We start from the raw sequence: 14,303 nt of genomic DNA, 5'->3' as shown, positions 1-14,303 counted from the left end.
TGTCACACCGTCCACCTAGGCTGCTTCTCGCGTCGGCACCGGCCCCGACGAATTCGGGGGCGCCGGGCCCGGTGCCGACGCCACAGCCGCGACCACACCGGCTCCACCGGTCGCCCTGCGGCCAGCGGGCTCGGCTCACCCATCGAGGCGGCACGCCAACAGCCGCACCGTCTCCTCCATCGGCAGCGCCGTCTCCAGCAGGCGGTCGGTCATCCGTTCGTACCGGTCGACGTCGGCCGCCGTGGTCAGCCGCACGTCCGTGGTCAGCGCCTCCAGCATCACCGTGCGCGGGTCCGCCGGGTCCGGAAAGGAGTAACTGGAGAACGGCGTCAGCGGCAACGGGTCCCGGCCCGCCCCGGCCCGCAGCAGTCGGATCGTCACGTGCGGCAGCGCGGCCAGATCGAGCAGGTGCCGTAGCTGCTCGTGCCACACCTCCACCGGATCATCGCCCGGCTCGCAGGCCAACTCGGTGATCAGCGCCGTGTAGCGGGGTGGTTCGACGCGACGCAGCACCGCCTGCCGGGCGGCCCGGGCCCGCAGGTCGGCCTCCACATTCACCGCCGGATCGATCAACTGACCGGCGGCGATGCGCAGCCGGGCGTACGCCGGGGACTGCAACAGGCCGGGCACGATCGCCGGCTGGTACTCCACGATGCCCGCCGCGCCGGCTTCGAGCTCGGCGTACGTGCGCTGCCGCTCTCCCATCTCGCCCAGCGACTTCCACCAGCCCCGGCTGGTGGCCGCGTCCCGGGCGATGACGATCAGAGCGTCCCGTTGCAGCGACGGCACCTCGTAGACGTCGAGCAGGTCGAGCACGTCCGCCAGGTCGGGACGGCTCTGGCCCAGCTCGATGCGGGACAGCTTGGAGGTGGACGCCCAACCGAGTCGCTCACACACCTGTTCCAGTGTCAGCGCCTCCTGCCGGCGAAGCTGACGCAACTCGGCGCCCAGTCGCGCACGTCGAATGACCGGACTCGTTGGCAACGGCATCCCCGCCTCCCACCGAGGGAGAGTAGGGCACGGCGATCACTTAGGGCAATAGGACGCTCGCATTCCGCTACCCCCGTGGCTCCTCTCCTACCGCGGGTGGGCAGCGCCCATTCCGCGCCGCTCCTCACCGCACGCCGGCAGCATCCATCCCACGCAGCTCCTTCTTCAGATCCGCGATCTCGTCGCGGATCCGCGCCGCCAGCTCGAACTGCAACTCCCGCGCGGCCGCCAGCATCTGATCGTTGAGCTCCTGGATGAGCTGCGCCAACTCGGCACGCGCCATGCCCTCGCGCGCCGGAGTGCTCGCGCTGGACCGAACCCGGCTGCGCGTCTCCTTCACCGGCGCCTTGCCCCGGGACAACTGCCGCACCGCACCGCCGACCCGGGTCGCCTCGGTGTCCTCCGCCTCCCGGTAGATGTCGTCCAGGATGTCGTGAATCTTCTTACGGAGCGGCTCCGGGCTGATGCCACGCGCCTCGTTGTGTGCGATCTGCTTGGCCCGCCGCCGGTTGGTCTCCTCGATCGCGTCCGCCATCGACGGCGTGATCTTGTCGGCGTACATGTGCACCTGGCCGGAGACGTTGCGGGCCGCCCGACCGATGGTCTGGATCAACGATCTGCCGCTGCGCAGGAAGCCTTCCTTGTCCGCGTCGAGAATCGCCACCAGTGACACCTCGGGCAGGTCGAGGCCCTCCCGCAGCAGGTTGATGCCGACCAGCACGTCGTAGTCGCCGCGACGCAACTCGCGCAACAGCTCGACCCGCCGCAGCGTGTCCACCTCGGAGTGCAGGTAACGCACCCGGATGCCGTTCTCCAGGAGGTAGTCGGACAGATCCTCGGCCATCTTCTTGGTCAGCGTGGTGACCAGCACCCGCTCGTCCCGTTCGGTGCGCAGCTTGATCTCGTGCATCAGGTCGTCGATCTGGCCCTTGGTGGGCTTGACGACCACCTCCGGGTCGACCAGGCCGGTCGGGCGGATCACCTGCTCCACGAACTCGCCCTGGGCGTGCTCCAGCTCCCACGGACCGGGCGTGGCCGACAGGAAGACCATCTGCCCGACCCGATCCAGGAACTCGTCGAAGCGCAGCGGCCGGTTGTCCGCCGCGCTGGGCAACCGGAACCCGTGGTCGATCAGCATCCGCTTACGCGAGGCGTCGCCCTCGTACATGCCGCCGATCTGCGGAATCGTCACGTGCGACTCGTCGATGACGGTGAGGAAGTCGTCGGGGAAGTAGTCGAGCAGGCAGTGCGGCGGACTGCCGGGCAACCGGCCGTCGATGTGCATCGAGTAGTTCTCGATGCCCGAGCAGAAGCCCACCTGCCGCATCATCTCGATGTCGTACGTGGTGCGCATCCGCAGCCGCTGCGCCTCCAGCAGTTTGCCCTGCCGATCCAGCTCGGCCAGCCGCTCACCCAGCTCCGCCTCGATGTCGCGGACCGCCCGCTCCATCCGCTCCGGCCCGGCGGCGTAGTGGGTCGCCGGGAAGATCAGCAGATGGTCCACCTCACGCACCACGTCGCCGGTGAGCGGGTTGAGGTAGTAGAGCTTCTCCACCTCGTCGCCGAAGAGTTCGATGCGTACCGCGAGTTCCTCGTACGCCGGAATGATCTCCAGCGTGTCACCGCGGACCCGGAAGGTGCCGCGCTGGAAGGCCATGTCGTTGCGGGTGTACTGGATGTCGACCAGCCGGCGCAGCAACTGGTCACGATCCAGCTCCTGGCCGACGGCGACCCGCACCGCACGGTCGAGGTACTCCTCCGGGGTGCCCAGTCCGTAGATCGCCGAGACGGTCGCCACCACCACCACGTCACGGCGGGTCAGCAGGGACATCGTCGCCGAGTGGCGCAGCCGCTCGACCTCCTCGTTGATCGAGGAGTCCTTCTCGATGTACGTGTCGGTCTGCGGGATGTACGCCTCGGGTTGGTAATAGTCGTAGTACGAGACGAAGTACTCCACCGCGTTGTCCGGCAGCAGCTCGCTGAACTCCTTCGCCAGCTGCGCGCAGAGCGTCTTGTTCGGGGCCAGCACCAGCGTGGGGCGCTGCAACCGCTCGATCAGCCAGGCGGCCGTGGCGCTCTTGCCGGTGCCGGTGGCGCCGAGCAGCACGGTGTGCCGGTCACCCCGACGGACCCGCCGCTCCAGATCGTCGATCGCCGTCGGCTGGTCACCGGCCGGCTGAAAATCACTGATGACCTTGAAGCGACCGTCGAGTCGGGGTATGTCGAGCGCCATGACCTCAACGGTACGCCGGGGCTCCGACAACCAATCCCTTTCCGAGCCCCCGCCGCCGGACCGACCACCCGGTCTGCGACGGTGGGCGCGTCGACACTGCCCCACCGGTCCCGGACGACTACGTGCGGCACCTGATCGGCTTCAATATTCGCATTGTGTGGCTCTTCTCACCCGGTTACGCTTTTCCCGTAGGCCGCTCGCGGCGGCCGACCGGGCCGGTGGCGGGCCGCACAGGCCACGCCGCCCCCGGCACCGAGGGTCGCTGCACCCGGCATGCCTGGCGTGCGCACCGGACGTGGTCGCGCGGAGAGCGCTGACCGGCCGCCGCGAGCGCCCCTGCTCGTCACCCCGACGCGGTCCAACCCGTTCATCCTCCCGTGGAGAGCAGCTCACAACCGCCGTCCGACAACCGTCGACACCGCGCGGCCTACCGTCGCCACCGGGCCGGCATCGTGCCACCCGCAGCCCTCAACCTGGCCGTCACCGAGCCGGCCACCCGGCCACCGCAGTCACGGCCAGGCATCCGCCGGGCCGTGGTCTCCGGCGGGCTGCTCGACCTGGCCGCCGGGAACCGGGCCGAGGAAGAGGATCTGGCCGGGGCGGCCACCGAGGCCGACGACACGCGGCGGGCGGCCGACCGACGGCGTCGCCTCACCCTCACCGGGCTGGCCCTCACCGCAGTGATCTCCGCCGTGATGCTGGTCGCCACACTGGTCACCTGGGCACCGGACGGGCCGCCGCCACGGGAGCTGACGACGGGCGAACGGGAACGCCTGGCCGCCATGCGGGTGACCAACTATCGCGAGTTGCGCGCCGGGTTACACATCACCGCCGGCGACGGCGCCACCCGTACCGACCTGCTCGGCTGGGTCGACTGGGCCCGCGGGCTGACCTATCTCGACGTGGGCGGCCCCGGTGCCGGCCCGATGCGCGGACTGGTCCAGGCCACCCCCACCGTGCTGGTGATCAGGCCCGATCCGACGGCCGCACCGACGCCGGCCGTGCCGCCGCTGGTGCCACCGCCCGGCGGTTGGCGGCTGCCCGCCGGCCGGGGCATCGACCCGCTGCTCGGACTCATCTTCGCGCTCGCCGCCGACCGGCCCGACAAGGTGGATGGATGGGTCGGCCGCTGGGTGGGGCGGGAACGTCTCAACGGTGAGCCGGTCGACGTCCTGGAGGTCTCCACGGCCGGCTCCGGCGCGTCGGCGAGCCGCGCCCCCGATGCCAATGCCGGTTCTCCGGCCCGCTACTGGTTGGACCAGGCCGGTCGGCTGCACCGGGTGGAGGCCGATCTCGCCGGCATCGGATCGGTGACGGTGGCCCTGAACCGGGCCGACCGACCGACACTGCGGCCGGTCGAGGCGCTCGGCGGTCGCCCCGGCCTGCCACGCGCCCTGACCGCCGCCGAACGGGACCGCTGGCGCCGACTGCCGGCCCGCCTACGGAGCGTCGGCGGAGCGAGGGCCACCCTTACCGTGCCCGCCTCCGCCGCCACCAACCTCCGTGGCAGCGGTTGGTTGAGCTGGGCGTCGGGCACCGCGTACCTGAGCGTCACCGATCTCGACACGGCCGGTCGACGTACCCTGGTCCGCCACCGTGATCGCAAGGTCACCCGGATCGACGGCACGGCGACGTCCGACGCGACGGCACGTCCGCCACTGCCGCCACCGAAGGCCGGATGGCGGGCGGGACCACACCGCACGGAAGCCCTCGACCCGCTGGTGGCCGCCGCGCTGCGGGCCGCCCGACCCACCGGCGTGCCGGGCAACGCAGAACGGGTACGCGGCGACACCCTGGCCGGCGCCACAGTCGACGTGGTGCAGGTCGACACCGCCCGAGGGCCGCTGCGCTACTGGGTCGACCGGGGCGGGATGCTGCGCCGGCTGGAACTGTCGACGCGGGCGGGTGCCTGGGCGCAACTCGACCTGGATCCGGGCCGGGTACCACCGCTGACCCGGCCGCCCGCGAAGCGCTGACCCCGAAGCCGGCGTGGCGCTCCCCCGCCGGGGCCGACGAACGGTGCCGCGATCTCAGGGGCGCCAACCGGTGCGCGCGGCCCACTCCTCCGCCCGTAGGTGCTCCTCGTCGAACCACGGGTCCTTCGCTGTGGCGTACGTCCCCACGTCCGGCGCGGACGCCGCCAGTTCCCGCTTGAGCGCCAGGTACGCGGCCCGCTGGTCGGGGTCGGCCCGCAGGTGGTCACGCATCAGCAGGGCGTACCGCCAGCCGGGCGAACCGGTCACCCGCACGTGCAGGTGAACCGGGCGGCCCGGGTCGGCGCTGCCGTGCAGCCGCTTCTCCCACCGGCCGCTGCCGGCCGGTCGGGGACTGTCCCACCACTGGCCCGGCAGCGCCGGGAAACCGGCCTTGGCCAGCCGCTCGGCCAACACACCGTCAGCCTCGGCGAGGGACGGCACGCTGAGCTGGATGTCGATGACGTTCTTGGCGGCCAGGCCGGCGACGGCGGTCGAGCCGATGTGGTCGATCCGCAGGTCGTCCGGAGCGATGGCGTGCCGGATCCGGTCCGCCAGCCGCGCGTACTGCTGGGGCCAGGTCGGGTCGGGCTCGGCCAACTGGACCTGGTCCATCCGCACCGCCCGCCGGTGCCGCACATTGATCTCGAAGGGCACCAGCCGGTCGCGCCAGAGCGCGTCGACCGCCGCGTGCAGTTGTTCGAGGGCGCCGTCGTTGGCCAGTACGACGTCCGCCGCCGCCGCGCGGCGGGCGTCGTCGGCCTGGGCGGCGATCCGGCGTTGAGCTTCCGCCCGGCTCATCCCCCGGTCGCGGGCCAGCCGTGCCAACCGGGTCTCCACCTCCGTGCGCACCACGACCACCAGGTGGTACGCGGGCGCCAACCCCACCTCGACCAGCAGCGGAACGTCGTTGACCACCACGGCGTCCGGCGGGGCGGCAGCGGTCAGCTCGACCGTACGGGCCCGAACCCGACCGTGGATGATCGACTCCAGCCGGCGCCGGGCCGGTTCGTCGGCGAAGACCAACTCACCCATGGCGGCCCGGTCCAGGGCCCCGTCCGCGTCCAGCACCCGGTCGGAGAAGGCGGCGACCACCTCGGCGAGACCCTCGGTTCCGGGCGCGACCACCTCTCGGGCGAGCAGGTCGGCGTCGATCACCACCGCGCCCAGCTCGACCAGCCGTCGTGCCACCGCGCTCTTGCCCGAACCGATCCCGCCGGTCAACCCCACCCTCAGCACGGGACCAGTCAACCCGATCTTCGCCGCACGTGCCACACCGCGAGGACGCCGTCCGTTCGGGTGTCGGAACGAGATCCAAGCGGCAGCGCCAACGACGCGGGCCCCGCCGCGACCCGGTGGTCCGGGTCGGGACGGGGCCCGTTGTCGTCAGCCGACAGATCCAGGTCGTGACGCGCCTCAGACGCGCCGCTCCTGGAAGCGCCGCAGGCTCACTTGCCGCCGGCGAGCTTCTCCCGCAGTGCGGCGAGCGCCTCGTCGGTCGCCAGCGTGCCCGCGGGCTCCTCGGCCTGCCGGCTCGGTGCCGCGCTGGTCGAGGTGGTGGTGCCGCCGCCCGTGGGAGCCGGCTGCGGGTTGGCAGCGGCCTCGGCCTCGGCGGCCCGGGAGGTCTGCACCTGCTTCTGGTGCGCCTCCCAGCGCTGCCGCGCCTCGGCGTACTGCTGCTCCCACGCCTCCCGCTGCTGGTCGTACCCCTCGAGCCACTCGCCCGTCTCCGGGTCGAAGCCCTCCGGGTAGATGTAGTTGCCCTCGTTGTCGTAGGTCGCCGCCATGCCGTAGAGGGTCGGGTCGAAGTGCTCCTCGCCCTCGACGAAGCCCTCGTTGGCCTGCTTGAGCGACAGCGAGATCCGGCGACGCTCCAGGTCGATGTCGATGACCTTGACCATGACCTCGGAGCCGACCTGGACGACCTGCTCGGGGATCTCCACGTGACGCTCGGCCAGCTCGGAGATGTGGACCAGGCCCTCGATGCCGTCGTCCACCCGGACGAAGGCGCCGAACGGCACCAGCTTGGTGACCTTGCCCGGCACGATCTGCTGGATGGCGTGGGTGCGGGCGAACTGACGCCACGGGTCTTCCTGGGTCGCCTTCAGCGACAGCGAGACCCGCTCGCGGTCCAGGTCGACGTCCAGGACCTCGACCTCGACCTCCTGGCCGACCTCGACGACCTCGGACGGGTGGTCGATGTGCTTCCAGGACAGCTCGGAGACGTGCACCAGGCCGTCCACGCCGCCCAGGTCGACGAAGGCGCCGAAGTTGACGATCGAGGAGACGACGCCCTTGCGGACCTGCCCCTTCTGGAGCTTGTTGAGGAACTCGGTGCGCACCTCGGACTGCGTCTGCTCCAGCCAGGCACGGCGGGACAGCACCACGTTGTTGCGGTTCTTGTCCAGCTCGATGATCTTGGCTTCGAGCTCCCGGCCGACGTACGGCTGCAGGTCGCGCACCCGCCGCATCTCGACCAGCGAGGCGGGCAGGAAGCCGCGCAGCCCGATGTCGAGGATGAGGCCACCCTTGACCACCTCGATGACGGACCCGCGGACGACACCGTCCTCGTCCTTGATCTTCTCGATCGTGCCCCAGGCCCGCTCGTACTGCGCCCGCTTCTTGGAGAGGATCAGTCGACCCTCCTTGTCCTCCTTCTGGAGGACAAGGGCCTCGATGTGGTCGCCCACCGAGACGACCTCTGCCGGGTCCACGTCGTGCTTGATCGACAACTCACGAGAGGGAATGACACCCTCGGTCTTGTAGCCGATGTCGAGCAGGACCTCGTCCCGATCGACCTTGACGACGGTGCCTTCGACAATGTCGCCGTCGTTGAAGTACTTGATGGTCTCGTCGATCGCGGCGAGGAAAGCCTCCTCTGAGCCGAGATCGTCGACGGTGACCTTGGTGGCGCTCGAGGGGGCCTCGATGCTGCTCGTCATGTGGGCGGTTGCTCCGGTCGGATGGTGTGTCACAGCAGGCTGGTGTCGCGGTGACCTGTGCGCGCCAGCGGATCCGTCGGCGGGCCCACCTGGATATCGCTGAACGAGATCTTGATGTGACTCCGCCGACCGCGCACCTGCTCCCTGCCGAGGCACACGATCCGCGAGCGCATCGTCTACCCTACCTGCTGCATTACCACAGCGTGCAAGCCCTCCCGTCTTACTCATCGGCGCACCAGCCGCGAAAGCGGAGATTTCGACCAGGCGGGCCGTGGCCGCGACGGGTCGCCGCGGGCAACGACGTCGTGAGGGCCTAGCGTGGCCTGGTGAACGACGACCACCGGGTGACCCGACGTCAGGTCGGTGACGCCGAGGCACGCCACGCCAACCGACGCTGGTGGGACGCCGACGCCGACGCCTACCAGGCCGAACACGGCAGCTTCCTGGGCGATGTCGACTTCGTCTGGTGTCCCGAGGGACTGCGCGAGGCCGATGCCCGGCTCCTCGGCGACGTGGCCGGGCGGCGGGTGCTCGAAATCGGCTGCGGGGCGGCGTCCTGCTCCCGCTGGCTGGCCACCGAGGGTGCCCGGCCGGTCGCACTGGACCTGTCCGCCGGCATGTTGCGGCACGCGGCGCAGGCCAGCGCCCGCAGCGGCGTACGCGTGCCCCTGACGCAGGCCGACGCGCTGGCGCTGCCCTTCGGGGACGAGGTCTTCGACATCGCCTGCACGGCGTTCGGCGCGGTGCCGTTCGTGGAGGACTCGGCGGCACTGATGCGCGAGGCGCACCGGGTGCTGCGCCCGGGCGGTCGCTGGGTCTTCTCGGTCACCCACCCGATGCGTTGGATCTTCCTGGACGATCCCGGCGAGGGTGGGCTGGTCGCCGTGCACTCGTACTTCGACACCGCGCCGTACGTGGAGCAGGACGAGCACGGCGTCGCCACCTACGTCGAGCAGCACCGCACCCTCGGCGACCGGGTACGCGAACTGGTGAGTGCCGGATTCCGGCTCATGGACCTGGTGGAACCCGAGTGGCCCGAGGGACACGAGGGGATCTGGGGGCAGTGGAGTCCGCTGCGCGGCCGACTCTTCCCCGGCACCGCCATCTTCGTCGCCGAGAAACCCGCCGGCTGAGCCGCACTCCCGGTGCGACCTCGGGGCGCAGCAGCGGCGGTACGCTCACCTCATGAGCGCCGAGCCCATCCCGACATCACCTGGCCCCTGGTGTCCGGACCCGATGCGGCAGCAGCGTGCGGACTACACGCTGGAGGACCTGCTCGCCCTGCCGGACGACGCCCCCCGCGTCGAACTCGTCGACGGAGTCATCCACGTGACACCCTCCCCCACCCTGGGCCACCAGAACATCTCATTCCTGTTGACGTCGTGGTTGCGGTCCCACGCCCCGGCCCACCTGCGCGCCACCCAGGCAGTTGGCGTCGCGCTCAGTCACAACACCAGCCGGCAACCGGACGTGCTGCTGTGCCGCGCCGGGCTGCCGTCCGACCGCTCCCGGCTACGACCGGCGGACGTCGTGCTGGCGGTCGAGGTCGTCTCGCCCGGCACCCGGCGCGTCGACCGGTTCGCCAAGCCGGGTGAGTACGCCGCCGCCGGCATCCCCTTCTACTGGCGCATCGAACAGGATCCGGTGCACCTGTACGCCTACCGCCTCGGCGACCGGATCGGGCCGGGCGGGGAGCAGCAGTACGAACTCGTGGCGGACAGCGCGGAACTGATCGAGCTGACCGAGCCCTTCGACATCAAGCTGCCGATCACCGAGATCGTCGCGTAGCCCGTACCACCTGGTCGTTTCCCCAGGTCGACCTCGGGTAACCGGGCGGCATGGCCGACAAGGAGTTCCGCACCGGCGACCACGTCTCCTGGGCCAGCCACCGCGGCCGAGCGTACGGAGTCGTCAAGGAGAAACTTACCGAACGCACCCATGTGCGCGGACACCCGGTGAACGCCTCTGCGGACGAGCCGCAGTACCGGATCACCAACGACGACTCGGGCAGAGACGTCGCCCACCGGCCGGAGGTGTTGCGTCGTGAGCAGTCGTGACGATTCCGACCAGACCTACCGGGAGTTCACCGAGGCGGTGAACATGAAGCCCGGCGAGCTGTCCACGTGGTTGGAGACGGAGGAGTCCAAACAGGTCGGCTGGCGTAAGGGCGGCGGCGAGTCGGTCGGCCACCAGTCCGGCCGGAAGATCATCGACCTGCTCCGGCGCAAACGCGACCAGCTCACCGAGGCCGACTACAAACACATGCGCAAGGTCGTCGGGTACGTCCGGCGGCACATGGCGCAGCGACCCAGCGGCGACGTACGTGCGACCCGATGGCGCTATTCCCTGATGAACTGGGGCCACGACCCGGTCAAGGCCAAGCTGCCGCCACCCGGCGGCCCGTCCCGCAAGGCCCTGGAGCGGCACCGCACCCCACCCAGGGCCCGCCGGACCCGACCGGCTTAAGGGCGGCGGCTCGTCCACACCGGACGTGGATAGATCTTGGTACGAGAGCGCCGTCATAAGGGCGTTTTCGTACCAAGATCTGGGCGAGGTGTCAGTGGTCGGCGCTGTTCCAGTCGGGGCCGTCGCCCACCGACACCTCCAGCGGCACCGAGAGGGGGTAGGCCCCGCCCATCTCGCGGCGTACCAGTTCCTCCAGCGCCGCCCGCTCTCCGGGCGCCACCTCGAAGACCAACTCGTCGTGCACCTGCAACAGCATCCGCGAGCGCAGACCGGCGTCCCGCAACGCGGTGTCGACGTGCAGCATGGCGACCTTGATGATGTCGGCCGCAGAGCCCTGGATCGGGGCGTTGAGCGCCATCCGCTCGGCCATCTCCCGCCGCTGCCGGTTGTCACTGACCAGGTCGGGCAGGTAACGCCGGCGGCCGAGGATGGTGGAGGTGTAGCCGTCCTGCCGGGCCCGGGCGACCACTTCCTGGAGGTAGTCCCGCACGCCGCCGAACCCGGCGAAGTAGTTCTCCATCAGCCCGCGCGCCTCTTCGGCGCTGATGCTGAGCTGCTGGGACAGGCCGAAGGCGCTGAGCCCGTACGCCAGGCCGTAGTTCATGGCCTTGATCTTGCGCCGCTGGTCCGGGGTGACCTCGGCGAGCGGCACCCCGAAGACCGACGACGCGGTCGCGGCATGGAAGTCGGCGCCGGAGTTGAAAGCCTGGATCAACGCGTCGTCGGCCGACAGGTGCGCCATGATCCGCATTTCGATCTGGCTGTAGTCGGCGGTGAGGAGGCACTCGAATCCCTCCCCCACCACGAAGGCGCGCCGAATGCGTCGCCCCTCCTCGGTGCGGATCGGGATGTTCTGCAGGTTGGGCTCGGTGGAGGAGAGCCGACCGGTGGCGGCCACCGTCTGGTTGAAGGTGGTGTGGATGCGCCCGTCGTCGGAGACCGACTTGAGTAGACCGTCCACCGTCGACTTGAGCTTGGCCACATCTCGGTGCCGCAGCAGGTGAGCCAGCACCGGGTGCGGATTCTGCGCGTAGAGCCACTGCAACGCGTCGGCGTCGGTGGTGTAGCCGGTCTTGATCCGCTTGGTCTTGGGCAGGTCCAGCTCGCCGAAGAGGATCTCCTGCAACTGCTTGGGTGAGCCCAGGTTGAACTCCCGCCCGACCGCCTCGTACGCGCCCTGCGCGGCGGCCTTCACCTCGGCGGCGAAGTGCGCCTCCAACTCCGTCAGGTAGTCGGTGTCCGCGGCGATGCCGGTGCGCTCCAGCTGCGCCAGCACCCGCATCAGCGGCAGCTCCACCCCGGCCATCAGCCGGGTCGACTGCTCCCCGTCGCGGGACAGCTCCGCGTCGATCGCGTCGGCCAGGTCGAGGGTGGCCCGGGCGTGCAGCATGAGGTTCTGCTCGGCCTCACTGTCGTCACCGAGCCCGTCGAGGGTCAGCTGCCCGGTCTGCGGGGCGTCGACCCGCAGCTCCCGGTGCAGGTAGCGCAGCGCCAGGTCGGTCAGGTCGTAGGAGCGCTGGTCGGGGCGGGCCAGATAGGCGGCGATCTGCGTGTCGCGGGCGATGCCGGCGAGGTCCCACCCGTGCGCGGCGAAGGCGAGCACGGCCGGTTTGCTGTCGTGCAGCACCTTGGGCCGGGTCTCGTCGGCCAACCACGCCGCCAGCGCCACCTCGTCGCCGGCCTCCAGTTGACCCGGGTCGAACCAGGCCGCCGCGCCGTCACCGGTGGCCAGTGCCATGCCGGTGACGGTGGCGGTGTGTCGGCGGTTCGGACCGGTGTCGAGCTTGACCGCGACGCCGACGCCGGTGCCCGCCGGCGCGTGCGTCTCCAGCCAGCCGGCCAGGGCGCCGGGCGCGGCGAGCACCTCGCCGGCCAGGTCGAAGCCCGACTCCGCCTCCGGCTCGACCGCCTCCAGGTACTGGTAGAGACGGTCGCGCAGGATGCGGAACTGGAGGGTGTCGAAGACCTGGTGCACCGCCTCCCGGTCCCATCCCGGCCAGCGGGCGTCCTCGGGGCGCAGCGGCAGCTCCAGGTCGGCGACCAGGCGATTGATCTCGTAGTTACGGATCACGTCGGCGAGCCGTTCGCGGAGACTGTCACCCGCCTTGCCCTTGATCTCGTCGGCGCGGGCGATGACACCCTCCACCCCGCCGTACGCGTTGATCCACTTCGCCGCGGTCTTCGGGCCCACGCCGGGGATGCCGGGCAGGTTGTCGCTGGTCTCACCGACCAGGGCGGCGAGGTCGCGGTAGCGGTCGGGGGTGACGCCGTACTTCGTCTCGACCGCCGCCGGGTCCATCCGGGCCAGATCGGAGACGCCCTTGCGCGGGTAGAGCACGGTGATCTGCTCGTCGACGAGTTGGAAGGCGTCCCGGTCGCCGGTGCAGATCAGCACCGGCATTCCCTGGTCACGAGCCTGGCAGGCCAGCGTGGCCAGGACGTCGTCGGCCTCGTAGCCCTCCTTCTCCACCACCGGGACGCGCAGCGCCGCCAGGACCTCCTTGACCAGGCTGACCTGGCCCTTGAAGTCGGTCGGAGTCTCGCTGCGGCCCGCCTTGTACTCCGCGTACTTCTCGGTGCGGAAGGACCGGCGGGAGACGTCGAAGGCGACCACGATGTGGGTCGGCTGCTCGTCGCGCAACACGTTGATCAGCATTGAGGTGAAGCCGTAGACCGCGTTGGTCGGCTGCCCGGTCGTGGTGGAGAAATTCTCCACCGGCAAGGCGAAGAACGCCCGGTAGGCCAGGGAGTGGCCGTCGACGAGAAGCAGGCGCGGGGTGGTAGCTGTCACGCTGCGACTCTAGTCCGTGCCACCGACAAGCTGACCCAGGCGGGGCCCACCCCCAAAGCGGTTGATCATGAGGTGGCGGCAGCCGACCGCCGCCAACCTCATGATCAACGGATAGGGAACCCGGTCAGAGGACCTTGGCGAGGAAGGACCTGGTGCGGTCCTGCTGCGGGTTGGCGATCACCTCACGCGGGTTGCCCTGCTCGACCACCACGCCGTCGTCCATGAAGACCAGCGAGTCGCCGACCTCCCGGGCGAACCCGATCTCGTGGGTGACCACGATCATCGTCATGCCGTCGCGGGCCAGGTCCTTCATCACGTCGAGCACCTCGCCGACCAGCTCCGGGTCGAGCGCGCTGGTCGGCTCGTCGAAGAGCATCAGCTTCGGCCGCATGGCCAGCGCCCGCGCGATCGCCACTCGCTGCTGCTGCCCGCCGGAAAGCTGACTCGGGTAGTTGTGCAGCTTGTCGCCCAACCCGACCCGCTCCAGCAACGCCACCGCCCGGTCCCTGGCCTCGCTCCGCTTCTCCCTGCGCACGAGCAGCGGCGCCTCGGTCACGTTGTCCAGCGCGGTCTTGTGCGGAAACAGATTGAACCGCTGGAACACCATGCCGATGGCGCGGCGCTGCGCGGCAACCTCCTTCTCCCGCATCTCGTACAGCTTGTCGCCACGCTGCCGGTAGCCGATCAACTCGCCGTCCACCCAGATCCGCCCGGCGTTGATCTTCTCCAGGTGGTTGATGCACCGCAGGAAGGTCGACTTCCCGGAGCCGGAGGGCCCGAGCAGGCAGCAGACCTCCCCGCTCCGGACCTCCAGGTCGACGCCCTTGAGCACCTCCAGCGACCCGAACGACTTGTGCACCTGCTCGGCCCGGACCATCAGGCCCGACTCCGCCTCCGGCGCGTCGGCC

11 protein-coding genes are annotated in these 14,303 nt (G+C 70.4%); 5 read left to right on the top strand and 6 right to left on the bottom strand.

The window, feature by feature from the left end:
- Nucleotides 1-135: 135 nt before the first annotated feature.
- A complete protein-coding gene (locus Vlu01_RS22945) occupies nt 136-990 on the bottom strand; it encodes a helix-turn-helix domain-containing protein (RefSeq protein WP_204003079.1) in 855 nt (284 codons plus the stop codon).
- Between the two features lie 124 nt (nt 991-1,114).
- Complete coding sequence (gene uvrB / locus Vlu01_RS22940; protein ID WP_204003077.1) at nt 1,115-3,223, bottom strand: excinuclease ABC subunit UvrB; 2,109 nt, start codon at nt 3,221-3,223, stop codon at nt 1,115-1,117.
- Between the two features lie 377 nt (nt 3,224-3,600).
- Between uvrB and Vlu01_RS22935 the strand changes: the two genes are divergently transcribed.
- A complete protein-coding gene (locus Vlu01_RS22935) occupies nt 3,601-5,199 on the top strand; it encodes a hypothetical protein (protein ID WP_204003075.1) in 1,599 nt (532 codons plus the stop codon).
- A 54-nt stretch (nt 5,200-5,253) separates the two neighbouring features.
- On the opposite strand, the gene coaE is transcribed toward Vlu01_RS22935, so the two are convergent.
- Nucleotides 5,254-6,435, bottom strand: a complete 1,182-nt coding sequence (coaE, locus tag Vlu01_RS22930) for a dephospho-CoA kinase (RefSeq protein WP_204003074.1) — start codon at nt 6,433-6,435, stop codon at nt 5,254-5,256.
- Nucleotides 6,436-6,644: 209 nt separating this feature from the next.
- Entirely contained in the window at nt 6,645-8,138 is a 1,494-nt protein-coding gene (rpsA, locus tag Vlu01_RS22925) for a 30S ribosomal protein S1 (protein ID WP_204003072.1), read from the bottom strand.
- Between the two features lie 326 nt (nt 8,139-8,464).
- On the opposite strand from rpsA, the gene Vlu01_RS22920 reads away from it, so the two are divergent.
- The 4 genes from Vlu01_RS22920 to Vlu01_RS22905 are packed head-to-tail and all read left to right on the top strand — an operon-like array spanning nt 8,465 to nt 10,604.
- Complete coding sequence (locus Vlu01_RS22920) at nt 8,465-9,271, top strand: class I SAM-dependent methyltransferase (protein ID WP_204003070.1); 807 nt, start codon at nt 8,465-8,467, stop codon at nt 9,269-9,271.
- Between the two features lie 52 nt (nt 9,272-9,323).
- Nucleotides 9,324-9,926: a Uma2 family endonuclease gene (locus Vlu01_RS22915; RefSeq protein ID WP_239096068.1), complete on the top strand. Its 603-nt coding sequence runs from the start codon at nt 9,324-9,326 to the stop codon at nt 9,924-9,926.
- A 50-nt stretch (nt 9,927-9,976) separates the two neighbouring features.
- On the top strand, nt 9,977-10,195 hold the full coding sequence (locus Vlu01_RS22910) for a hypervirulence associated TUDOR domain-containing protein (RefSeq protein ID WP_204003067.1): 219 nt from the start codon (nt 9,977-9,979) through the stop codon (nt 10,193-10,195).
- Nucleotides 10,182-10,604 carry a DUF3140 domain-containing protein gene (locus Vlu01_RS22905; RefSeq protein ID WP_204003065.1) on the top strand — a complete coding sequence of 141 codons (423 nt, stop codon included), beginning with the start codon at nt 10,182-10,184 and terminating at the stop codon, nt 10,602-10,604. The genes Vlu01_RS22910 and Vlu01_RS22905 overlap by 14 nt, the downstream gene beginning before the upstream one ends.
- A gap of 91 nt (nt 10,605-10,695) precedes the next feature.
- Here the strand turns inward: Vlu01_RS22905 and polA are convergent, their stop codons facing one another.
- Both polA and Vlu01_RS22895 read right to left on the bottom strand, forming a co-directional pair.
- Complete coding sequence (gene polA / locus Vlu01_RS22900) at nt 10,696-13,395, bottom strand: DNA polymerase I (RefSeq protein ID WP_204003063.1); 2,700 nt, start codon at nt 13,393-13,395, stop codon at nt 10,696-10,698.
- A gap of 124 nt (nt 13,396-13,519) precedes the next feature.
- The gene (locus Vlu01_RS22895; RefSeq protein WP_204003313.1) at nt 13,520-14,272 is read right to left on the bottom strand and encodes an amino acid ABC transporter ATP-binding protein; all 753 of its coding nucleotides are present in this window, start codon (nt 14,270-14,272) and stop codon (nt 13,520-13,522) included.
- Between the last annotated feature and the right edge of the window lie 31 nt (nt 14,273-14,303).

This window comes from Micromonospora lutea, from assembly GCF_016863535.1.
In the GTDB taxonomy this organism is placed as follows: Bacteria; Actinomycetota; Actinomycetes; order Mycobacteriales; family Micromonosporaceae; genus Micromonospora; species Micromonospora lutea.
This window is presented reverse-complemented; position numbering and strand designations above follow the sequence as displayed.

Bases quoted from the DNA above. Each gene is read 5' to 3' on its own strand.
- Vlu01_RS22910 (WP_204003067.1), top strand. From the start codon at position 9,977: ATGGCCGACAAGGAGTTCCGCACCGGCGACCACGTCTCCTGGGCCAGC.
- uvrB (WP_204003077.1), bottom strand. From the start codon at position 3,223: ATGGCGCTCGACATACCCCGACTCGACGGTCGCTTCAAGGTCATCAGT.
- Vlu01_RS22915 (WP_239096068.1), top strand. From the start codon at position 9,324: ATGAGCGCCGAGCCCATCCCGACATCACCTGGCCCCTGGTGTCCGGAC.
- Vlu01_RS22895 (WP_204003313.1), bottom strand. From the start codon at position 14,272: ATGGTCCGGGCCGAGCAGGTGCACAAGTCGTTCGGGTCGCTGGAGGTG.
- Vlu01_RS22945 (WP_204003079.1), bottom strand. From the start codon at position 990: ATGCCGTTGCCAACGAGTCCGGTCATTCGACGTGCGCGACTGGGCGCC.
- rpsA (WP_204003072.1), bottom strand. From the start codon at position 8,138: ATGACGAGCAGCATCGAGGCCCCCTCGAGCGCCACCAAGGTCACCGTC.